The sequence below is a fragment of the Kribbella sp. NPDC051137 genome (assembly GCF_040682535.1).
GTDB classification, from domain to species: Bacteria; Actinomycetota; Actinomycetes; order Propionibacteriales; family Kribbellaceae; genus Kribbella; species Kribbella karoonensis.
In genome coordinates this window covers 347,619-368,268 of sequence record NZ_JBFBBI010000008.1, presented here as the reverse complement: position 1 = coordinate 368,268, position 20,650 = coordinate 347,619, and the positions used below count along the sequence as shown (strand labels likewise).

Genomic DNA, 20,650 nt, shown 5'->3' with positions numbered 1-20,650 from the left:
CCGGACACGACCAGTGAGGATCACGATGACCGCTCTGTCCGGCCGGCCCTGGGCCGCCGCCGCTGTCCTGTCCGTCCTGCTGTCCGGCGCCGCCTCGCCGCTTCCGGCGGCGGCCTCGGCCGACGAGGTGAACATCGAACGTGTTGTGGCCCCCCAAGACGAGACCGCGCTGCAGACTGCACAGCGGACCGGGCGGGACGTCGAGCTCGCCGACCGCCGGTCCGAGACCACGCAGGTCTTCGTCCAGCCGAACGGCGACCATAGGCTGGAGCAGTACGCCTACCCGGTTCGGGCGCGCAGCGGTTCTGGCTGGGTGCCGATCGACAGCACATTGTTCACCGCGCCGGACGGATCGGTCCAGCCGCGGGCGGGCGTGCTCGATCTGCGGCTGTCCGGTGGCGGCGATACTGCGTTGGTCACGCTGGGCCGCGGGACGACGCAGGTGCGGATGGGATGGCAATCGACCTTGCCGAAGCCGGTGCTGGCCGGTGCCACCGCGACGTACCCCGAGGTGTTCCAGGGCGTTGATCTGCAGGTGCGGGCCACCTCGACGGGGTTCCGCGAGGTGCTCGTGGTGAAGAATCGTGCTGCGGCGGCGAACCCTGCCCTCGCCGAGTTCAGGTTCCCCTTCGGTGGCGCGGCCGGAACGCGCGTCACGACCGCGGCCGACGGCACCACGACCGTGTCCGACCGCTCCGGGAAGGCCGTGTTCAGCGCCGGTGCGCCGATGATGTGGGACGCGGCACGGTCCAGGGCCACAATGACGGCGTCGAGATCCGGCCAAGTGCTGGTTGTTCGTCCGAACCGAGCACTGCTGACGGCCCCGGCGACCCGGTTCCCGCTCTACCTCGACCCGTCGATGACCAGCACCGAGTACCGCTGGACCCATGTGGACCGGCAGTACCCGGATCAGTCGTACTGGGAACTGGACCGCGACGAGGGCGCCAAGGTCGGTGCCGCGTGGGGGACGGACCCGGATGTCTACCGTTCGCTCTTCCAGATGCGGACGGACCAGATCAACGGCGCTCGTGTGGTCCGCTCGGAGTTCGACATCGTCCTCGACCACAGTCCGACGTCGACTCCGACACCGACACGTCTGTGGCAGACCAAGGCGATCGATCCGGCGGTCCCGCTCAGCTGGTCCCTGGCCGAGCGGTCCGGGTACTGGATCCGCTACCTGAACGCGGAGGCGTCCGGCCATGCACGGACCAATGCCGGTGAGCCGGACATGGCGATGGGCTTCAGCTCCGGTGACCTCACCACGTTGGTGCAGTCGATCGCCGACAACAGGACCGGCTACATCAGCCTCGGTCTGGAGGCACCGGACGAGTCCGACGAGACGCAGTGGAAGAGGTTCCATCCGGACAGCGCCAAGCTCGTCGTCGTGTACAACAACATTCCGTTGGCGCCGGCCAAGGTGAACTTCGCCCGTCCACGACCCTGCGGGACCGCGAGCACCCCGACGCTCTACAGCAGCACACAGCCGTCGTTCGCCGCGGTGGCATCGGACCCGGACGGCGACCTGCTCACCAATCGGCTGTTGATCCGGCGCGCGTCGGACAACCTCGTTGTGCACCAGGTCGACTCCGGCGCCACCACGAACGGTTCGGCGTTCACCTGGCCGGAGGTGCCTGCCGGCGTGCTGGCGAACGGCGAGACCTACCGGGTATCGGCGTACAGCGACGACGGTGTGGCCGGTGACGGGGTCGACCACGGACCGGAGAGTTCGCCATGCTACTTCCGGATCGACTCGGTCAAGCCGGGCAAACCGCAACTGTCGTCGACGGACTTTCCCGACGGTCTCGCCGGCCGGCCGGTCGGTACGCCCGGGGTGGTGACACTTCGTCCCGCCGCCGGGGACGGCGACGTCGCGGAGTACCTGTGGGGCTTCGCGGCCGAGAAGACCACCTCGAGGATCAAGGCCGCCGCGGACGGAACAGCGCAACTCCCGCTGACGCTGTGGCCGGACCCGGTGACAGGCGCAAGGACGAAGCGGCTCTACGTGAAAGCGGTCGATCAGGCCGGCAACACCAGCGCAGCGGCCCCGGCATGGAACCTCAGCGCCAAGGCGGCCACACCGGACTTCCACGTCCGCGGCGATCTGAACGGGGACGGCCTGGCCGACGTTACTGCCGTCGTCGACCAAGGCAACGGCCGCACCACGGTGTGGAACGTGCCGGCGAAAGCGACCGGCCTGTTCACCGGGACGATCGGCTTCGACTCCGGGGACAACGGTGGGTTCCCCTTGTTCCGGACTCGCGCCGTACAAGGTGACTTCGACGGTGACGGCCGCGCCGACATGGCATTGTTCCGGGAGGAGGCAGGGCACCGCATCGGCCTGTACCGGCTCAAATCCGACGGCAGTCGCTACGATGCCGCTTCGACGCCGGCCTGGAGCAGCGACGGCGCGGCGTGGCCGTTGAGCAGTGCGCGGATGACGTCCGGTGACGTCAACGGCGACCGCGCGGCAGACATCCTGCTGCAGCTGAACAACGGTGACGGCACCTGGAAGACCCTGGTGTTCTTAGGCGGGGCTCAGATCGCCGCTCCGGTCGAGTGGCTGGCCACAACAACCGCCGCCGGCGACTTCGCCGCGAGCGCACCGTTGCTCGCCGACGTCGACGGCGACGGGAAGGCCGATCTGATCAACCAGCGGAACCTCGGCGGCTGCCGTACGGTCACCGAGCTCTACCGCTCGACCGGCACGTCGTTCAGCACCGCGGCCTCGGTACTGCAGGACAGTGGCGTCGGCGGGTACTGCTGGGAACACAGCCGGCCGGTCGTCGGCGATGTGGACGGTGACGGCAAGGACGACATCGTTGCGCTCTACGACGACGGCGGCACAACGCTTGAAGTCTTCCGGTCGACCGGTACCGCGATGACGGCGATGCAGTGGTGGCATGATGCGACCGTCGACCCGCTGACAACGACGCTGTCCGTGGGCGACTTCACCGGTGACCACCTCGACGACGCGGCGCTGACATCGGCGCTTCCGGGGGGCGGGCGCGCCGTGTCCGTGGCTCCCTCCAGCGGTACGGCGTTCGGCCCCGCGACGACCGGCTGGCGGGAGGAGGCCGTCGCCGCGGTCACGGGGCCGAAGTTCGCGATCGAGCACCGGACGTACGAGTTGGTGTCACGTGGCAGCGGCAAGTGCCTGGAGATCGCGGGCGCGGCGCAGGACCTCACAGCGCCGGCGCAACAGTGGGACTGCTTCGGTGGTCTGCACCAACGGTTCCGGCTCGAGCAGATCGCAGGCACCGAGCAGTACGAACTGCACACCGTGCACGCCGACGGCGCGACGCGGGACGGCGTACCGCGATGTCTGGACGTCAAGGACCGGAACGTCGCGGACAACACGCCGGTCTTCCAGTACTCGTGCACCGGGAACTCGAACCAGCAGGTGCTGTTGGACTATGTCGAAGGCAGCAGCTACGACACTGTCGTCCAGTTGCGGTTCGCACACAGTGGCAAATGTGCCGGAGTCGACGGCGGCTCGACAGGCAACGGGGCCAAGCTACTGCAGGTACCGTGCGCGGCCGCGGCCAGTCAGCAGTGGTACCTCCGGCCGGCCGTGAACACGCCACAACTGACCGGCCGCTACCGGATCCAGACCACGATGCCGCAGCCGCCGCCGTCGGTCGAGAAGTACGTCCTCGATGTGATGAACTGCGACCCGGCCCAGGGGCTGCGGACCTGGGACTGGATTCCGGCAAGCGCCTGCCAGAAGTGGGACGTCCGTCCGCTCGGCGACGATGTGTACCGGATCACCAACGACGCGGACGGTCTCGCCCTCGGCATCGACGGCTGCTCCTCGGTGCGGGGAACGCGCGTCACCGAGGTAGCAGTCAACGACGAGGACGACTGTCAGCGCTGGCGGATCGAGCCGGCGTTCGACGGCAGCTACAGCATCCAGCAGGTCCGTACCGGGTATTCACTCGACATCCCGGCCTGCACGGATCAGAAGGCCGACCACTTGATCGCCTGGCCGTACTGGAACGGCCCGTGCCAGCGATGGAAGCTCGACAAGTTCTGAATCAGGCGAGGTAGGGGCGGCCGGAGCTGTCCCATTTGAGGACGCCGGTGTAGGCCTGGCGGGTGCTGGAGTCCTTGACGCCGTTGTGGTTGGCGTCGACGTACGCGTGGAAGGCGATCCGGGTGGTGCTGCCGACGTTGATGACGGTTGCGCCGCCGGGGCCGCAGAGCCTGGTGGAGGCGGTGGTCATCAGCGTCTTCACGCGGGTGAAGCGGCCGCCCCAGAACGTGCTCGCGGACCAGACGTCGGTGTTGTAGGAGCAGTTGATGTAGTCGCCGCGGGAGGTGAACAGCCAGACCCTGCCGCCGTGCGCGATCACCGACGGGCCCTCGATCTTCGTGGAGCTGACGATCTTCGCGATGCTGCTGCCGACGACACGGGTGCCGGTCTGGGTGTCCATCTGGACGGCGCGGATCTGGAAGCCGGAGGCGTTCTTGTAGTCGCTCTTGTAGATCAGGTACCGCTTGCCGTCCTTGGCGCGGTACGCCGCGGGGTCGATCGCCTCGTACCCGCGGGAGACCCACGGGGAGCAGACGACCGGCTTCGAACCCGGGGTGTAGGTGCCGGCGGGGTTGCGGGAGGTGGCGACGCCGATGCAGTGCACGTGGCGGGAGGCGGACTCGCCGGTGAAGTACATGACGTAGAGAGCGCCGTGGCTGTCCGAGCTCTGGAAGACCTCGGGCGCCCAGAGGAGCGGCTTGGCGTGGTCGACCCAGGCCGGGATCGCGGTCATCGACTTGTGGATCGCCGACCAACCGGTCGACGTTGTCCAGCGGGTGCCGTAGCCGGCGCCGGTGCGGAAGAGGTAGTACTTCGAGCCGAAGTGGGCGAAGCCTGGATCCGCGAAGTCTTCGGTACCTACGCGGTGCACGCTGCTGGTGGCGGTGACGGCCGCCTCCGCACGTGGGTGCATGGCTACCAGGCCGACGGCGGCTGCCACACTCGCGATGGCTACCGACAGAGCAAGAGTTGTACGACGCACAGCGAACCTCCGAGAGATTGGGCGACGAGGCGCTGCAATCTAACTCCCGGTGCGGGCCACCTGAAGATCCACAACCTCCACAGCACCATCCGTGACGAACAGCCCCACCCGTCCGGAGGGCTCGGTTCGGAAGCTGAGGGCTATGCGGTGGTCGACCACTGCCTGTGCGGTCGGCCCGTCCAGTAGGACCTGGAGGGTGTGGCGGCCGGGTGGGAGAGGGCAGGGGCGTTCGAGGTCTACGGCGTGCGGGACGTCACCGTGGATCTGCCATTGGGCGGGGCCGGTACGGCCGCGAGGCCACTGATCGAGGACCAGGCGGTTGCGGTGAGGTTCGAGGCGGAGGACTGCGGCTTGCTCGCCGTCCTCGGTGGCGTGCAGCAGAAGGCCGAACGAATGGGTGCCCGGCGCGACGTCGACGGTCAGCGTGATCAGGCAATGCGGCGGGACGACGTCGCCGATCCAGGAGGCGTAGCGGTCGGTGGCTCCTTGACCGGGGTCCGGGGAGGCACCGTCCAGCGGTGACAGCTTGACGTCTTCCGGTTCGTCGTACGCCGCGACGACCTCCGACGGGAGTCCGAACGCGAGCGTGCCGTCGGACTCCTGGTGGGCTTCGAGTACGGCGAGGTCGCCGGCCCACTGCCACGTATCCCCTTGTCTCGTGGGGATCCAGCCGACGAAGAACCGGCGTCCTTCGAACTCGACCGTCTTCGCGGCGTAGAAGGCTCGTCCGTCGACCGAGTCACGGGCCGGCGCGAGCCACGGTCCGTCCGGAGTGCGGGAGACGCGGTAGCGGGTCTGGAACGCGTCGCTGAACTCGGAGTAGACGAGGTACCACCAGTCGCCCCACTGGAAGAGGTCCGGACATTCCTGGGTGATGTACCGGTGCGGCTCCCACAAGGGTGCCGCCAGTTCCCACCGCTCCAGATCGGGAGACGTCAGCCGTGCGACCACACCGGCCCGTCGATCGGGTACGTCGGCGTACCGGGCGGCGAGGATCATCTGCCAGGGTTGGCCGGGCGCGGTGCGGTAGACGAAGGGGTCCCGCCAGTCCTGCGGGACGAAACCGTTGGGTGCACCAAAGGTGTCTGCGGGCAGCTTGGTCCATTGGGTCGGGTCGCCGTCGCTGACCGCATGACACACCACCTGGTACGAGCCGTCCGCCGAGCCGCGGCGCGGGTTGTGGCCGGTGTAGAACAGGTGCAGCCGGGAGCCGTCCGCGACCACGCTGCCGGTGTAACAGTCGAAGTCGACGGCGTCGCGGTCACCGGCCGGCAGTACGACGCCGTGGTCCACGTAGTGCACGAAATCCGTTGTCGACACCAGCGCCCAAGGCATCCCGCTCGGGCCCGCTGTCGGATCGTCGGGTCGTTCGTCCAGCAAGTAGAACAACCACACCCGCCCGTCGTGAGAGAACGGAATCACATCCCCCACAAAACCCACCCTGGGCCGCCAATGCATCACTTGGAGCCCTTCGAGGGGCGTGGATCTCCGACGGAGTCGCGTTCGATCAGGGCGCAAGGGACGATCTCGCGGGCGGGCGCGTCTTCGGGAGCGGCCAGGACGAGCTCTCCTGCGCGGCGGCCGAGCATGAGGTGCGGGAGGGCGGCGGTGGTGAGGCCGGGGCGGACCTGGTCGGCCACGTCGGGCTGGTCGTCGAAGCCGACGATGCTGACGTCCTCGGGACAGTTCAGGCCCAGCGCGTGCAGGGCGAGCAGGGCGCCGATGGCCATCCGGTCGTTGCCGCAGACCAGCGCGGTCGAGCCGTGCTCGCTGATCACCTCGGTCGCCAGGTCGTAGCCGTTCCCGATCTGGTAGTTGCCGTACCGGTGCACCAGGTCCGCGGGCCGCAGTCCGGCGGCGCGGGCGGCGTCGTCGAAGCCGCGCCGGCGCTCCTTGCACGCGTAGTCGTCGCGCATCCCGCCGAGGAACGCGACCTCCCGGTGCCCGCGTTCGAACACGGACGCCGCCGCCGCGCGGCCGCCGGCGTACTCGTCGGCCAGCAGCACCGTGTCGGCGTTCCCCTCCTCCGGCCAGCAGTTCACGAAGATCGTCCGGATCCCGTCGAGCCGCGGGCTGCGGTGCAGCGGCTTCGGCGAGAGCGAGGCGTACACGATCGCGGCGACGCCCTGCGCGACCAGGCTGGCCACCGCGTCGTCGCCCTGCCCGGGGTCGCCGGTGGTGTCGACGACCATGCATACGTATCCAGCCGGCTGGACGACCTGTTGCAGGCCCAGCACGATCAGACCGGCGTACGGCTGGGAGACGATGCCGCTGGTCACGACGCCGATGGTGAAGGACCGGTTGGAGCGGAGCAGCTGCGCCGCCCGGTTCGGGACGAAGTCGAGCTCGGCCGCGGCCTCCAGCACCCGGCGCCGGGTCTCCTCGGCGACCGCGACGTCACGCCGGTCGTTCAGCACGAACGAGACCGTCGGCTGCGACACCCCCGCGCGCCGCGCGACATCGGTCATCGTCACGCGCTTCGGCCCGCCGGCTGCCTTCTTCGCCATCGGTTCCCCTTTTACCAGTCGCGGCCTCGTCGCCGCCGACAACTAACTATCACAGTTCGGCCCAATACGTATTGACCCCACTCTAAGCCGCTGCTACGGTCCCGAGTCAATACGTATTGGGTGCAAGGAGGACAACCCATGTCAGGTATTCACCCGCCCGGCGGCACGCTCGCCCGCCGGACTCTGCTGAAGGCCGGTGCCGGCTCGCTCAGCCTGGCGGCGCTGGCCGATCTGGCCGCTTGCGGCAAGGACGGCGGCAGCTCGTCGAAGTCGCTGAAGATGCTGTATTTCGGCGAGCAGGCGGCCGCCACCCAGCTGCAGAACCGCCTGCAGCCGCAGATCGCCAAGCTCGACGCGAGCATCAAGTTCGAGATCTCCGCGATCAACGGCACCGACTGGAACGACTTCCTGGCCAAGGTGCTGACCCAGATCGCGGCCGGGACCCCGCCGGACATCATCAGCGTCGCGACCGAGGGCCTGCAGCTGATGGCGTCCAAGGAACTCGCGATCCCGCTCGACGACTACGTCACCAAGGACCTGTCGGCGCTCAAGGAGTACTTCGCCGACATCCACCCGGCGCTGGTCGAGTCGATGATGTACCAGGGCCACCTGTGGGAGCTCCCGGACAGCTTCAACGCCGGGAACATGTTCTACAGCACCGAGCTCTTCCAGCGAGCCGGCGTCGCACCGCCGAGCGAGACCTGGACGCTGGACGACTTCGAGTCGGCGGCCACCAAGATCGCCCGGTTCAAGGGCATCAACGCCTTCGGCTGGGTGGTCCGGCTGTGGGGCAGCTGGACGTCGTTCATGTACGCGAACAACGCCAACCTGCTCGAGGAGGGCAAGTACGACGGCGGCGACTGGCTGTGGAACAAGGCGTACGCCGGTGACGCTGCCGCCGCCGGACGGAAGGGCGGCTGGAAGTGGGGCGCGCCGACGGCGAACTCCGACGCCACCGTCGAGGCGCTGGACTACATGATCCAGCTGACCAAGAAGGGCCTCTCGCCGTCGCCCGACGTCGGCGGTGGCGGCACCCTGCAGGGCCTGTTCGCGTCGAACCGGATCGGGATGTCGATCGGCGGCGGGTTCTGGGCCGGCGGGCTGGCGAACGCCGGGATGAAGAACGGCAGCTTCGACGTCACGATGTTCCCGAAGTGGAAGAGCCAGCGGCACCTGTTCGGCGCCGGCGGGTACGCGATCTTCAAGTCGTCGAAGAAGAAGGACCTGGCCTGGGAGGTCCTGAAACTGCTGGTGAAGCCGGACACGTTCGAGCTGGTGTTCCCCGGCAACGTGACGACCCCCGGCCGGAAGTCCCTGGTGACGGCCGCGCGGTACTCCAAGACCGGGCCGAAGCACTGGCCGGTGTTCTACGACACGCTGACCAAGCACCCGGACACCGCGCCGATCCCGGCGCCGCCGTACTACAACGCGCTCGCGACCGCGCTGAACCAGCGGACCACGCAGGCGATCTCGTCGGGGAACGCCAAGGCCGCCCTGGACGGGCTGCAGGCGGATCTCGAGAAGGCCGCGGGGGCGAGCTGATGTCCGCGGTCACCGCCGACGTACCGAAGACGGTCGTGAAGCGGCGGAGCAGCCATCCGGCCTCGCACGGGGAGGCGCGGTTCGGGTTCGCGATGATCGCGCTGTCGGTGCTGTTCGTCGCGGTCTTCACCGCGATCCCGATCGTCGCGTCGCTCGGTCTGTCGTTCTTCTCCTGGGACGTGATCTCGACCCCGGAGTACGTCGGCCTGAAGAACTACCAGCAGCTGTTCCACGACGGGCCGGTGCTCAAGTCCTTCGGCGTGACGCTCGGGATGGCGCTGGCCATCGTCGTACTGCAACTGACCATCGGTCTGGCGCTCGCGGTCCTGGTCAACCAGCGCAAGCTCGTCTGGGTGCGGACGTTGTTCCGGACGGTGTTCTATCTGCCGCTGCTGGCATCGACCGCGGCCGTGTCGATCTTCATGGGCTACCTGTTCGACTACAAGTTCGGGGTCGTGAACTACTACCTCGGGCTGCTCGGCGTCCCCAACGTGCCGTGGCTGACCAGCGGGTTCGCCGCCGCGAGCACGATCGTGCTGATCGCGGTCTGGCAGCAGGTCGGGTTCACTTTCGTACTGTTCGTCGCCTCGTTGATGTCGGTGCCGACCGACGTCCTGGAGGCGGCCCAGATCGACGGTGCCGGGCCGCTGCGGACCTTGTTCCGGATCAAGATCCCGTTGATCAGTCCAACGATCCTGTTCGCCGCGGTGGTTGCCCTGATCAACGCGATGCAGCTGTTCGACCAGCCGTACATCATGACCAAGGGCGGTCCGGGGTCGGCGACCACGACGGTGACGATCTCGATGTACCAGAAGGGCTTCCAGAACCTGCAGTTCGGCTACGGATCGGCGATCGCGATCGTGCTGCTGGCGGCGATCCTGGTGATCACCGGACTGCAGTTCCTCGCGGCACGGAAGTTGGTGTTCTACCAATGAGTCTCGCCCGGATCGGCCGGATCACCGGCATCGTGGTGCTGGTCCTCGCGGCGATGGTTGCCCTCGGCCCGTTGCTGTGGACGGTCACCACCTCGCTCCGGACGCCCGCCGAGGCGTTCAGCAACCCACCGCAATGGTTGCCCCTGCACCCCGATTTCTCCAACTACAGCGCGGTCTTCGACCGGATCCCGATCGGCCGGTTCTTCGTGAACAGCGTGCTGGTCACCGGGCTGATCGTGGCCGGGCAGACCGTCACCTGCACGCTGTCCGGGTACGCGTTCGCGATGGTCAGTTTCCCGGGGCGCTCGGTGATCTTCGGGATCTTCCTGGCCACGATGATGGTGCCGCTGCAGACGATCATCATCCCGGTGTTCGTGATCATCCGGTACCTCGGGCTCTCGGACAGCCCGTTGTCGCTGGTCGTTTCCGCGCTGGGTAGCGCTTTCGGAACGTTCCTGATGCGCCAGTACTTCATGCAGATGCCTCGCGAGCTGGGTGAGGCCGCGAGGATCGACGGCGCCGGGCACTTCCAGACCTTCCTGATGATCTACGCCAAGATGGCCGGCCCGGCGATCGCGACCCTCGCGATTCTGAACTTCTCCGGTTTCTGGGCGGAGTTCTACCGGCCGCTGATCTTCCTGCAGTCGCAGGACAACTTCACCCTGCCGCTCGGCCTGGTCGGCCTGCAGGGGAACCTCGGCACCGGGTCGATCTCGGTGGTGCTCGCCGGCGTCGTACTGGCGATCCTGCCGAGCGTAGTGCTGTTCGTCTTCGCCCAGAGGTACTTCATCGCAGGCATCACGGCAGGAGCATCCCGTTGACCCAGGTCCAGGCCGCCACTCTCACGGCCGGCTACCTCCGCCCCGCGTTCCACGTCCGGCCGCCACGCGGATACCTGAACGACCCGAACGGCCCGATCGAGGTGGGAGGCGACGTACACCTGTACTTCCAGTCGCGGTCCACGGTGGACATGCACGTGCCGGTCGAGTGGGGGCACGCGACGTCGACCGACTACGTGCGCTGGACGGTGCACCGCCCGGCGATGGCGCCGCAGCCCGGTGGGCCGGACACCGACGGCTGCTGGTCCGGCAACACGGTCCTCGACGACGGGCGGATCCGGGCGTTCTACTCGGGCCGGGTCGACGAACGCCCCTACCAGTCTGTGCTGACCGCGGTGTCGGACGACGGCGGCGCGTCGTTCGGACCGGCGCGGCAGGTGGTCCCCGATCCGGTGGACGGCGCGCTCATGTTCCGCGACCCCTTCGTCTGGAAGGAGAACGGGAGCTGGTGGCTCGCGGTCGGTGCCGGGTACGCCGACCGGGGCGCGAGCATCACGCTCTACCGGTCGAACGACCTGCGCGACTGGACGTACGTCGGCCCGCTCGCCGAACTGCCCCGCGGTGTCGCGGGCGGCGAGGACACCGGCGCAGCCTGGGAGTGCCCGCAACTGCTGACGCTCGACGGCCGCCGGATCGCGGTCGTCGCGTCCTGGTCACCGGAGGCGGGCCCCGCGGAGGTGCTGTCGTTCGACGTCGACGCACCGGTCGTGCCGCAGCGGGTCGATCACGGGACGAACTTCTACGCCGCGTCGGCGATGCGCGACAGCCGGTTCGGCCCGCTGCTCTTCGGTTGGTTGACCGAGGGGCGTGACCGCGACGGCTGGGACGACTGGGCGGGAGTCATCTCGCTGCCCCGGGTGGTCCGGCTCGGCGCCGACTCGTCGGTCCGGAGTGCGCCGGTCCCCACGGTCGACTCGCTCCGCACCGGCCCCGGCGTACCGGCCGACGGCTGTACGACGGGCCCGCAGTGCGAGATCGCCGTACCGGAAGGATCGGGGCAGGTGGTGATCCGCTTCGGCGAGCACGAGCGGCTGGTGATCGAACTGGACGCGGACACGTTGACGATCGACCGCACCGAGGCCAGCCTGTCGCCGTACGCCCATCGGGACCGGATGCGCGTCTCCGACGCGTTCGACCCGTCCTCCGGGCGTCCCGCCGCCCGGATCTTCCTCGACGGCTCGGTACTCGAGGTCTTCACCAGCGCCGGCCGCGTCCTCAGCACCCGCGTCTACCCGACCACACCACCCACCTGGCAGCTCGAAGCCCCGCCCGACGCCCACTTCTGGACCCTGGACCGCTGAACAAAACCGCCACCCTCGGCATGGTTGCCGAGGGTGGCGGTTCGGTTACCGACTACTCGCCGACCAGCTGGTCGTAGTGCGTGGTGACCGAGACGTCGCTGACGCCGGTGAACACGGCGGGAATCTTGCCGTACGACGTGATCGCGGTCGCGGTGCCGTTCGCCTTGCTCATCGCGAACTGATAACCGGACTGGGTGTCGTGGTCGACGCCGACGACCAGCGAGCCGCCGCGTGTGCCGCAGCCCTGGACGACCAGCGACTCGTACGCGCCCCAACCGGACGAACGGATCAGCTTCATGACCGGCTTGGCCCCGGCCGCGACCGGGATGTGCGCGGTCCACAGCGCGCCCGCGTTCGTCGTCATGAGCAGGGTGTCGTACGTCGCGGTCTCGCTGATCACCGTCAGCGTCTTGAAACCGCGGAAGCCGGCCAGCGGGCCGAGCGCGCGGAAGCCGGTGCCGACGATCTGGTAGCGGTAGAGGCTGCCGTTCGTGTTCAGACCGTACAGGTACGCGTGGCGCGGTGCGGCGACGCTGTAGTTCGACGTAGCGATCGCCTTGAAGCTGGTCCAGCCCGTGCCGACCTTCTTGAACGTCGGCGCCCAGCTGACCGAGTCGCCGCTGTCGCGCGCGTAGGTCACGTGCCGGTAGAGGCTGCCGCCCTGCAGGAGCAGACCGTAGTAGTAGATCTGCGTGCCCGCGTTGTTCACCGCGCCGTACCAGGTCGTGTCGGCGCGGGTACCAACGAACTTGAACGGCGTGTCCTGGAAGGCCTCGATGTGCCGCCCCGGCATGGCCAGGGTCTCCTGCGACATGCCCGCGCCGGTCGGCGACATGACGTCGCTGATGCACGGGTCGCCGGCGGCCTTGATCGTATTCGGCGTCACGTTCTTGGCGAACGGATGCTTCGGGTCGGTCTGGCCGCTGGCGGCGGCCGGGACGGACGCCACGGTGGCGGCCAGCAGGCCGGCACCGGCAAAGGCAAGCGCGAAGCGCTTGAGTTTCATGGGGTTCCCCCTCCAACTGTGTTTCTAACCCCGAGATCGCGCCGACTATAGCGGAGCGTTCCGGCCGCGACCACAAAGTTGCAGGAAGCTGCAAGCTCCGCGGATCGCTCGAGCCGCCGTGAGTGGGCGACTCAACTGGTCAGGACACGGCGGCGGAGGTTGCCCGTTCTACGGCGGACCGGGTGACACCGGGGGCCAGTTCGACGAGGTTGAAGGCGCCGTGGGCGACGTCCAGGACGGCCAGGTCGGTGATCACGCGGTGGACGACGCGGCGGCCGGTGAGCGGCAGGGTGCAGGTTTCGACGAGCTTCGGGGCACCGGTGCGGGTGCGGTGGTCCATCAGGACGACCACCCGGCGGGCTCCGTTGACCAGGTCCATCGCGCCGCCCATGCCCTTGACCATCGCGCCGGGGACGAGCCAGTTCGCGAGGTCGCCGTTCGCGGAGACCTGCATTCCGCCGAGTACGGCGACGTCGATGTGGCCGCCGCGGATCATCGCGAAGCTGGTCGCCGAGTCGAAGTACGACGCACCCGGCACCACGGTGACCGTCTGTTTGCCGGCGTCGATCAGGTCCGGGTCGACCTGGTCCTCGGACGGGAACGGGCCGACGCCGAGGATGCCGTTCTCGGCCTGCAGGGTGACGGACGAGCCGGCCGGCAGGTGGTTCGGGATCAGCGTCGGCAGGCCGATGCCGAGGTTCACGTACTCCCCGTCGTTCAGCTCCGCGGCCGCCCGGGCTGCCATCTCGTCACGGGTCCACGGCATCTCAGGCCTCCCGGGTGGTGCGCTTCTCGATGCGCTTCGACGCCGCCTGCTCAGGAGTGAGCGGTACGACGCGTTGGACGAAGACGCCCGGAAGGTGAACCGCGTCCGGGGCGAGCTCGCCGACCTCGACGACCTGTTCGGCCTCGACGATCGTCAGCCGGCCGGCCATCGCGGCGACCGGGTTGAAGTTGCGGGCGGCCGCATGGAACACGCAGTTCCCTGCGCGGTCCGCGACGGCCGCGCGGACCAGGGCCAGGTCGGTGACGATCGACTCCTCCAGCACCATCTCGCGCCCCTGGATCGTCCGCACCTCCTTCGCCGGCGACGCGATCGCGACCGTGCCGTCGGGCGCGTACCGCCAGGGCAGCCCGCCGTCCGAGACGAGCGTGCCGACGCCGGTCGGGGTGAAGAACGCCCCGATCCCGGCCCCGCCGGCGCGCAGCCGTTCGGCGAGCGTGCCCTGGGGTGTCAGTTCGACCGTCAGTTCCCCCGCGAGGTACTGGCGTGCGAACTCCTTGTTCTCCCCGACGTACGACGCGATCACCCGGCTGATCCGGCCGCGTTCGAGGAGCAGTCCGAGACCGGCGCCGTCGACGCCGCAGTTGTTCGAGACCACGGTGAGGTCGTGCGCGCCCTGTTCGAGCAGTGCCTCGATCAGGAACCACGGGATGCCCGCCAGCCCGAACCCGCCGACCGCCAGACTCGCCCCGTCCGGGACGTCCGCGACCGCGGCCCCGGCGGTGGCGACGACCTTGTCGATACTCACGATCCGTCCTCCAGCAGGTGCGCGACCACGGCAGGCGTCACGACAGCGGGCCGCTCCGCGTTCGCGAGGTGGGCGGCGTCCGGCACGACAAGAAGCTTGCCGTCGGCAACCTCGTCGGCGATCCGTTCCAGTTGCCACGGCGGCGTGGCCGGATCGTCGGCACCGGCGATCGCCAGCGTCGGCGCGGTGATCGACGGCAGGTCGGCGAGCAGGTCCATCGTGGCGATCACCTCACAGCAGGCGGCATACCCGTCCGGGGGTGTCGAGGCAACCATCTCCTCGGACTCCTTCCGTGTCCGCGGGTGTTCCGCGAGCCAGTCCGCCGTGTACCAGCGCCGTACGACGGCCTCCGCCACCGCCGGCGTACCCTCCGAACGGACCAAGGCGGCCCGCTCGGACCAGGCGGACCGCGGATCGAGCCGGGCCCCGGTGCACAGGACCACCAACCGGTCGACCCGGCCGGCCTCCCGCGCCGCCAGGCGCAGGCCAGTCATTCCACCGAGGGACAGACCAACGAAATGCGCGCGCTCGAGTTCCAGCGTGTCGAGCAGCTCGACCACGTCGTCGGTGAGGTCGTCGATCGTGTACGGACCTGGTGGTACCGGCGACCGTCCGTGACCGCGGGTGTCGAACCGGATCACGCGGAAGTGCTGCTCGAGCTCCGCGAGGTTGGCGTCCCACATCTCCCAGGTCGAGCCGAGCGAGTTCGACAGGACGACGGCGGGCGCGCCGGGCCGGCCGGTGACGCGATGGGCGACCGTCATCGGACGGCCTCGAACACGGCCGCGATGCCCTGGCCGCCGCCGATACACAGGGTCTCCAGGGCATAGCGACCTTCGCGGCGGCGGAGTTCGTGGGAGAGGGTCGCGAGGATCCGCGCGCCGGTCGCGCCGACCGGGTGGCCGAGCGAGATGCCGGAACCGTTCGGGTTCAGGCGGTCGTCCAGGGGGTCGACCTTCCACTCTCGCAGACAGGCCAGCACCTGCGACGCGAACGCCTCGTTCAGCTCGATCAGGTCGAGGTCGTCGAGGGTGAGATCGGCGCGGGACAACGCGGCCGCGACCGCCGCGACCGGGCCGATGCCCATCACCTCGGGTCCGACGCCGGCGACCGCCCAGGACTTCAACGAGACCAAGGCCCGCAGACCGCGGCGGTCGGCCTCCTCCCGGGTGGTCACCACGCAGACCGCGGCGCCGTCGTTCTGACCGCTGGCATTGCCCGCGGTGACGGTCGCCTCGGCGTCGGCTGTGAGCATCACCGGGCGGAGCGCGGCGAGACCTTCGAGCGAGCTGTCCGCGCGGGGGTGCTCGTCCGCGCTGACGAGCGTGCTGGTGCCGCGGCGGCCCGGCACCTCCACCTCGAACAGCTCGTCGGCGAAACGGCCTTCGGTCTGCGCGGCGACGGCACGCCGGTGCGACTCCAGCGCGAAGGCGTCCTGCTCCGCGCGGGTGATGCCGTAGGTCCGGCGGACGTTCTCCGCCGTTTCCAGCATGCCGCCCGGAACCGGATGAAACTTTCCGCCGGCGGTTTCCCGGGCCCGCGTCAGCCGGTCGTTCAGCTCCACAGTGCCGCGGACGCCGGCTCGCAGGAGCGCGTAGTGCTCCACCTGCGACATCGATTCGGTGCCGCCGGCAACGACCAGCCGGGCCGCGCCGGTCGCGACCATGCCGGCCGCGTACAGCACCGCCTGCAGCCCCGACCCGCATCGGCGGTCCACCTGCACACCAGGTACGCCGACCCCGAGGCCCGCGTCCAGCGCGGCGATCCGGCCGATCGCCGGCGCCTCGCCGCTCGGGTAGCACTGTCCGAGGACGACGTCGTCGACATCACCTTCGCCCAGTCCGGTTCGCCGTACCAGCTCGGTGAGCGCGGCGGTGGCGAGCTCGGTCGCGGACAGCGCCGCCAGGGCACCGCCGAAGCGGCCCACTGGGGTACGGATCGGTTCGCAGATCACGACGTCGCTCATGGCTTCGACAGTAGGCGGCGCGGACCGATATGGAGAAATACCCATATACGCTCTATCAAGACTCTGCGAATATGAATCCGTGGAGCTCCGTCACCTGCGATATTTCGTCGCCGTCGCCGAGGAACGGCACTTCGGCCGCGCCGCGGCCCGGCTGCACATGGCTCAACCACCGCTGTCCCAGCAGATCCGGCAGCTCGAGGGCGAGCTCGGTCTGCAACTCCTCAGCCGGACGACGCGACGGGTCGAGCTCACACCCGCCGGCGAGGCGTACCTGATCCGCGCCCGCCAGATCATCGCCGCGGTCTCGTCCGCGGCCGGCGAGGCGCAACGGGTAGCGGCCGGGCTGCAGGGCCGCTTGGTGATCGGCTGCGTCGGCTCCGCGACGTACAGCCTGCTGCCGCACCTGGTCCGGACGCTGCGCGAGGAGCTGCCGGACGTCGAGGTCGCCGTCCAGGGCGAGATGCTCGCGCCCGATCAGGCGCAGGCGCTGGCGAACGGGCGGATCGACCTCGGGCTGCTCCGGCCGCCGGTGGACGACGAGTCGCTACGGGTCGACGTACTGCGGGCCGACCGGCTGATCGTCGCCGTACCGGACGCGCATCGGTTCGCGTCGCGGCGCCGACTCAAGCTGGAGGAGCTGGCCGACGAGGACTTCGTGATGCACGCGGGCGGCGGGCGGTCGGTGATGCACGACACCGTGCTGGCGCGCTGCCGGGCAGCCGGTTTCGAGCCGCGGGTCCGGCACGAGGTCGCGGAGACCTCGACACTCGTTACGTTCGTGGCGGCCGGGCTCGGTCTCGCCGTCGTCCCCGAGCCGGTAGCCGAGCTCCGGGTCCCTGGTGTCGCCTACCGCGCGCTGAGCGGACCGGCGACCGTCGAGCTGGCCGCTGCGACCCGCGCGGACGACGAAGCGCCGCACCTGGAGCGCACGCTGGCCGTCCTGAAGGCGCTCGTTCAGTAGAACCCGTCGCGGGCCTGGGTATCGAGGCGCCGCGTCCCGCTGAGCAGCCGGAGATCGACGGAGATCGCCGCGGCCGTCTGCTGCATCAGCGGAATCACCTTCTCCACGATCTGCTCCTCGGTACGCCGACCGACCGTCGTCGAGTACGCGAGCGCCGCGAGCACGGCGCCGTCGGGAGTCCGCACCGGTACGGCGGCCGAGAGCAGACCGTCTTCCAGCTCGGACTCGACCACGGCGTACCCGTCCTGGCGGACCTTGTGCAGGGCGTCGCGGAACGCGGTCGGATCGGTGATCGTCCGCTGCGCCAGCCGGGGCAGCCCGGCCGCGAGCACCGCCTCCACCACGGACGCGTCCGCCCACGCCGTCAGCACCCGGCCCATCGAGGTCGCGTGCGCCGGCACCCGGCTGCCGACGTCGATCGAGATCGCCATCACCCGGCGCACCTGGACGCGGGCGACGTACACGACGTCGGTCCCGTCGAGCTGCGCGAGCGACGCCGACTCCTGGGTCTCCTCGGCGAGGCGGAGCAGATGCGGCTGCGCCGTCTCCAGGAAGCTGTGGGTCGCGGCGTAGTGCTGACCGATCGTGAGCACGCGCGGCGTCAGGGTCCAGCGGGTGCCCTGCGCGGCGACGTACCCGAGTTTCTGCAGGGTGAGCAGGATCCGCCGTACGGCGGGGCGCGACAGGCCGGTCGCCGACGCGACCTCGGCCAGCGTCGGGGTCGGCCGGTCGGCGTCGAAGGCGAGCAGGACGGCAAAGCCGCGCTCGATGCTCTGCACGTAGTCGCGCTCGCTCATGACCACATCCTTCCACTTCTGAAGCACGGAAAGTTAGTTGAGCTCTTGACAGTCGATCGCGAGCCCAGCATGGTCTTGTCGTACGCCAAGCGTACGTGCTGTACGCAGAGCGTACAATCGAGGAGGTAGCGCTGATGGATTCGCGAGAACTCCGGAACGCGTTCGGCCAGTTCGCCACCGGCGTGACCGTGGTGACCTGTACCAGCGACGAGGGCGGCCCGCACGGTGCCACCGTGAACGCCTTCACCGCGGTGAGCCTCGAGCCGGCGCTCGCCCAGGTCACGCTGACCCGCACGTCCAAGGCGTGCCAGTACCTCGACGGCAAGCCGTTCGCGATCAACGTGCTCGCCGACGACCAGCTCGACGTCGCCTGGCACTTCGCCGGGCGGCCCGCGGATCGGACGCCCGCTTGGGTCGACGGTCCGACCGCTCCGCTGCTCGAAGGCGCGGCCACGACGATCTCGTGCCGGCCGTGGCGGACGTACGACGGCGGCGACCACCTGATCGTGATCGGTGAGGTGGCCGCGGTCGGGATCACCGCCCGGAACCCGCTGCTGTTCCACGGCGGCCGGTTCCGCTACCTGGGTCCGGTCGAGACCCACTGGTCCGGCTCCATCGACTGCCCGGACTTCGGCTGGTTCGACACCACCGCCGTCTTCACGCCATTGCTCGAAAGGAACCTTCGATGACCACGACCGCTGAGCAGGAGACCATCACCAAGCGCCCGATGACGGGTGCCGAGTACCTCGACTCGATCCGCGACGACCGGGAGATCTGGATCTACGGCGAACGGGTCAAGGACGTCACCGAACACCCGGCGTTCCGGAACCCGGCGCGGATGACCGCCCGGCTGTACGACGCCCTGCACGACCCGGCGACGCACGACGAGATCACCGTCCCGACCGACACCGGCAACGGCGGCTACACGCATCCGTTCTTCCGGACCCCGCACAGCTCCGCCGACCTGCAGAAGGACCGGGTCGCGATCGAGCACTGGGCCCGCCAGACCTGGGGCTGGATGGGCCGCAGCCCCGACTACAAGGCCAGCTTCCTCGGCACGCTGGGCGGGAACACCGAGTTCTACCAGCCGTACGAGGAGAACGCGAAGCGCTGGTACAAGGAGTCGCAGGAGAAGGTCCTGTACTGGAACCACGCGATCATCAACCCGCCGGTCGACCGCAACCTGCCGCCCGACGAGGCCGGCGACATCTTCATGCGGGTCGAGAAGGAGACCGACGCGGGCGTGATCGTGTCCGGCGCGAAGGTCGTCGCGACCGGGTCCGCGATCACCAACTACAACTTCATCGCGCACTACGGCCTGCCGATCAAGAAGAAGGAGTACGCGCTGATCTGCACGGTCCCGATGAGCTCGCCCGGTGTGAAGCTCATCTGCCGGCCGTCGTACACCATGCAGGCCGACGTGATGGGCAGCCCGTTCGACTACCCGCTGTCCAGCCGGATGGACGAGAACGACACGATCTTCGTCTTCGACAAGGTGCTGGTGCCGTGGGAGAACATCTTCCTGTACGGCGACGTCGACAAGATCAACGGATTCTTCCCGCAGTCCGGGTTCATCCCGCGGTTCACCTTCCACGGCTGCATCCGGCTGTCGGTGAAGCTCGACTTCATCGCCGGACTGTTGCTCAAGGCCCTCGAATGCACCGGGAGCAAGGACTTCCGCGGCGTGCAGACCCGCGTGGGTGAGGTCATCGGCTGGCGGAACCTGTTCCGCTGTATGGCCGACGCGATGGCGCTGAACCCGGACCCGGGGCCGAACGGGACGGTGCTGCCGAAGCTGGACTACGGCCTGATCTACCGGCAGTTCATGATCACCGGATACCCGCGGGTGAAGGAGATTATCCAGCAGGACGTCGCCTCGGGCCTCATCTACCTGAACTCGAACGCGATCGACTTCAAGACGCCCGAAGTACGCCCGTACCTGGACCGCTTCGTCCGCGGCTCCAACGGGTACGACGCGGTCGAGCGGACCAAGCTGATGAAGGCGTTGTGGGACTCGGTCGGCACGGAGTTCGGCGGACGGCACGAGCTGTACGAACGGAACTACTCCGGCAACCACGAGAACGTCAAGGCCGAGATCCTGTTCGCCGCCAAGGCGCAGGGCGAGACCGCGGCGATGAAGGGCTTCGCCGAGACGATGCTCAACGAGTACGACCTGGACGGCTGGACCGTACCGGACCTCGTCAACCCCACCGACATCAGCCGGATCCTGAACCGCTGAAGGAGGAACC

Annotated in this window: 17 protein-coding genes; 8 read left to right on the top strand and 9 right to left on the bottom strand. The window is 68.9% G+C overall.

The window, feature by feature from the left end; all coding sequences use genetic code 11:
* Window positions 1-25: 25 nt before the first annotated feature.
* A complete protein-coding gene (locus AB0M51_RS39835) occupies window positions 26-4,033 on the top strand; it encodes an RICIN domain-containing protein (RefSeq protein WP_363753844.1) in 4,008 nt (1,335 codons plus the stop codon).
* A gap of 1 nt (window position 4,034) precedes the next feature.
* Here the strand turns inward: AB0M51_RS39835 and AB0M51_RS39830 are convergent, their stop codons facing one another.
* The 3 genes from AB0M51_RS39830 to AB0M51_RS39820 all read right to left on the bottom strand — a co-directional run bounded on the left by AB0M51_RS39830 (window position 4,035) and on the right by AB0M51_RS39820 (window position 7,522).
* The gene (locus AB0M51_RS39830; protein ID WP_363753841.1) at window positions 4,035-4,973 is read right to left on the bottom strand and encodes a family 43 glycosylhydrolase; all 939 of its coding nucleotides are present in this window, start codon (window positions 4,971-4,973) and stop codon (window positions 4,035-4,037) included.
* A gap of 81 nt (window positions 4,974-5,054) precedes the next feature.
* Complete coding sequence (locus tag AB0M51_RS39825) at window positions 5,055-6,473, bottom strand: glycoside hydrolase family 32 protein (RefSeq protein ID WP_344200692.1); 1,419 nt, start codon at window positions 6,471-6,473, stop codon at window positions 5,055-5,057.
* Window positions 6,473-7,522, bottom strand: a complete 1,050-nt coding sequence (locus AB0M51_RS39820; protein WP_344198766.1) for a LacI family DNA-binding transcriptional regulator — start codon at window positions 7,520-7,522, stop codon at window positions 6,473-6,475. Before AB0M51_RS39820 ends, AB0M51_RS39825 begins: the two co-directional genes overlap by 1 nt.
* Window positions 7,523-7,660: 138 nt before the next feature.
* Here AB0M51_RS39820 and AB0M51_RS39815 point away from each other — a divergent pair, with 138 nt between their 5' ends.
* From AB0M51_RS39815 to AB0M51_RS39800, 4 genes are read left to right on the top strand one after another with little or no spacing between them, the layout of a single operon-like run.
* Window positions 7,661-9,064, top strand: a complete 1,404-nt coding sequence (locus tag AB0M51_RS39815; RefSeq protein ID WP_344198768.1) for a sugar ABC transporter substrate-binding protein — start codon at window positions 7,661-7,663, stop codon at window positions 9,062-9,064.
* Window positions 9,064-9,999 (top strand): sugar ABC transporter permease, encoded by a 936-nt coding sequence (locus AB0M51_RS39810; protein WP_344198770.1) that lies wholly within the window; start codon window positions 9,064-9,066, stop codon window positions 9,997-9,999. Before AB0M51_RS39815 ends, AB0M51_RS39810 begins: the two co-directional genes overlap by 1 nt.
* Window positions 9,996-10,820, top strand: a complete 825-nt coding sequence (locus AB0M51_RS39805; RefSeq protein WP_344198772.1) for a carbohydrate ABC transporter permease — start codon at window positions 9,996-9,998, stop codon at window positions 10,818-10,820. Before AB0M51_RS39810 ends, AB0M51_RS39805 begins: the two co-directional genes overlap by 4 nt.
* Complete coding sequence (locus AB0M51_RS39800) at window positions 10,817-12,139, top strand: glycoside hydrolase family 32 protein (RefSeq protein WP_363753835.1); 1,323 nt, start codon at window positions 10,817-10,819, stop codon at window positions 12,137-12,139. Before AB0M51_RS39805 ends, AB0M51_RS39800 begins: the two co-directional genes overlap by 4 nt.
* Before the next feature lie 52 nt (window positions 12,140-12,191).
* Here the strand turns inward: AB0M51_RS39800 and AB0M51_RS39795 are convergent, their stop codons facing one another.
* From AB0M51_RS39795 to AB0M51_RS39775, 5 genes are all read right to left on the bottom strand, one after another.
* Entirely contained in the window at window positions 12,192-13,145 is a 954-nt protein-coding gene (locus tag AB0M51_RS39795) for a hypothetical protein (protein ID WP_363753832.1), read from the bottom strand.
* A 139-nt stretch (window positions 13,146-13,284) separates the two neighbouring features.
* Complete coding sequence (locus tag AB0M51_RS39790) at window positions 13,285-13,911, bottom strand: 3-oxoacid CoA-transferase subunit B (protein WP_363753829.1); 627 nt, start codon at window positions 13,909-13,911, stop codon at window positions 13,285-13,287.
* A gap of 1 nt (window position 13,912) precedes the next feature.
* Complete coding sequence (locus AB0M51_RS39785; RefSeq protein WP_344200695.1) at window positions 13,913-14,671, bottom strand: CoA transferase subunit A; 759 nt, start codon at window positions 14,669-14,671, stop codon at window positions 13,913-13,915.
* A gap of 2 nt (window positions 14,672-14,673) precedes the next feature.
* Window positions 14,674-15,441, bottom strand: coding sequence for a 3-oxoadipate enol-lactonase (pcaD, locus tag AB0M51_RS39780; RefSeq protein ID WP_344198780.1), 768 nt, complete (start codon window positions 15,439-15,441; stop codon window positions 14,674-14,676).
* A complete protein-coding gene (locus tag AB0M51_RS39775; RefSeq protein ID WP_344198782.1) occupies window positions 15,438-16,643 on the bottom strand; it encodes an acetyl-CoA C-acetyltransferase in 1,206 nt (401 codons plus the stop codon). Before AB0M51_RS39775 ends, pcaD begins: the two co-directional genes overlap by 4 nt.
* Before the next feature lie 79 nt (window positions 16,644-16,722).
* On the opposite strand from AB0M51_RS39775, the gene AB0M51_RS39770 reads away from it, so the two are divergent.
* Complete coding sequence (locus AB0M51_RS39770) at window positions 16,723-17,604, top strand: LysR family transcriptional regulator (RefSeq protein ID WP_344198784.1); 882 nt, start codon at window positions 16,723-16,725, stop codon at window positions 17,602-17,604.
* Here the strand turns inward: AB0M51_RS39770 and AB0M51_RS39765 are convergent.
* Complete coding sequence (locus tag AB0M51_RS39765; protein ID WP_344198786.1) at window positions 17,598-18,401, bottom strand: IclR family transcriptional regulator C-terminal domain-containing protein; 804 nt, start codon at window positions 18,399-18,401, stop codon at window positions 17,598-17,600. The genes AB0M51_RS39770 and AB0M51_RS39765 overlap by 7 nt on opposite strands.
* A 134-nt stretch (window positions 18,402-18,535) precedes the next feature.
* On the opposite strand from AB0M51_RS39765, the gene AB0M51_RS39760 reads away from it, so the two are divergent.
* Window positions 18,536-19,090, top strand: coding sequence for a flavin reductase family protein (locus AB0M51_RS39760; RefSeq protein ID WP_344198788.1), 555 nt, complete (start codon window positions 18,536-18,538; stop codon window positions 19,088-19,090).
* Window positions 19,087-20,640, top strand: coding sequence for a 4-hydroxyphenylacetate 3-hydroxylase N-terminal domain-containing protein (locus tag AB0M51_RS39755; protein ID WP_344198790.1), 1,554 nt, complete (start codon window positions 19,087-19,089; stop codon window positions 20,638-20,640). Before AB0M51_RS39760 ends, AB0M51_RS39755 begins: the two co-directional genes overlap by 4 nt.
* The last annotated feature ends 10 nt before the right edge of the window (window positions 20,641-20,650 follow it).

What these genes read in the sequence shown, in the direction of transcription:
- AB0M51_RS39755 (WP_344198790.1), top strand. Translation starts at nt 19,087, where the DNA reads ATGACCACGACCGCTGAGCAGGAGACCATCACCAAGCGCCCGATGACG.
- AB0M51_RS39795 (WP_363753832.1), bottom strand. Translation starts at nt 13,145, where the DNA reads ATGAAACTCAAGCGCTTCGCGCTTGCCTTTGCCGGTGCCGGCCTGCTG.
- AB0M51_RS39815 (WP_344198768.1), top strand. Translation starts at nt 7,661, where the DNA reads ATGTCAGGTATTCACCCGCCCGGCGGCACGCTCGCCCGCCGGACTCTG.
- AB0M51_RS39805 (WP_344198772.1), top strand. Translation starts at nt 9,996, where the DNA reads ATGAGTCTCGCCCGGATCGGCCGGATCACCGGCATCGTGGTGCTGGTC.
- AB0M51_RS39820 (WP_344198766.1), bottom strand. Translation starts at nt 7,522, where the DNA reads ATGGCGAAGAAGGCAGCCGGCGGGCCGAAGCGCGTGACGATGACCGAT.
- AB0M51_RS39760 (WP_344198788.1), top strand. Translation starts at nt 18,536, where the DNA reads ATGGATTCGCGAGAACTCCGGAACGCGTTCGGCCAGTTCGCCACCGGC.
- AB0M51_RS39825 (WP_344200692.1), bottom strand. Translation starts at nt 6,473, where the DNA reads ATGCATTGGCGGCCCAGGGTGGGTTTTGTGGGGGATGTGATTCCGTTC.
- AB0M51_RS39765 (WP_344198786.1), bottom strand. Translation starts at nt 18,401, where the DNA reads ATGAGCGAGCGCGACTACGTGCAGAGCATCGAGCGCGGCTTTGCCGTC.
- AB0M51_RS39775 (WP_344198782.1), bottom strand. Translation starts at nt 16,643, where the DNA reads ATGAGCGACGTCGTGATCTGCGAACCGATCCGTACCCCAGTGGGCCGC.
- AB0M51_RS39835 (WP_363753844.1), top strand. Translation starts at nt 26, where the DNA reads ATGACCGCTCTGTCCGGCCGGCCCTGGGCCGCCGCCGCTGTCCTGTCC.
- AB0M51_RS39810 (WP_344198770.1), top strand. Translation starts at nt 9,064, where the DNA reads ATGTCCGCGGTCACCGCCGACGTACCGAAGACGGTCGTGAAGCGGCGG.
- AB0M51_RS39790 (WP_363753829.1), bottom strand. Translation starts at nt 13,911, where the DNA reads ATGCCGTGGACCCGTGACGAGATGGCAGCCCGGGCGGCCGCGGAGCTG.
- pcaD (WP_344198780.1), bottom strand. Translation starts at nt 15,441, where the DNA reads ATGACGGTCGCCCATCGCGTCACCGGCCGGCCCGGCGCGCCCGCCGTC.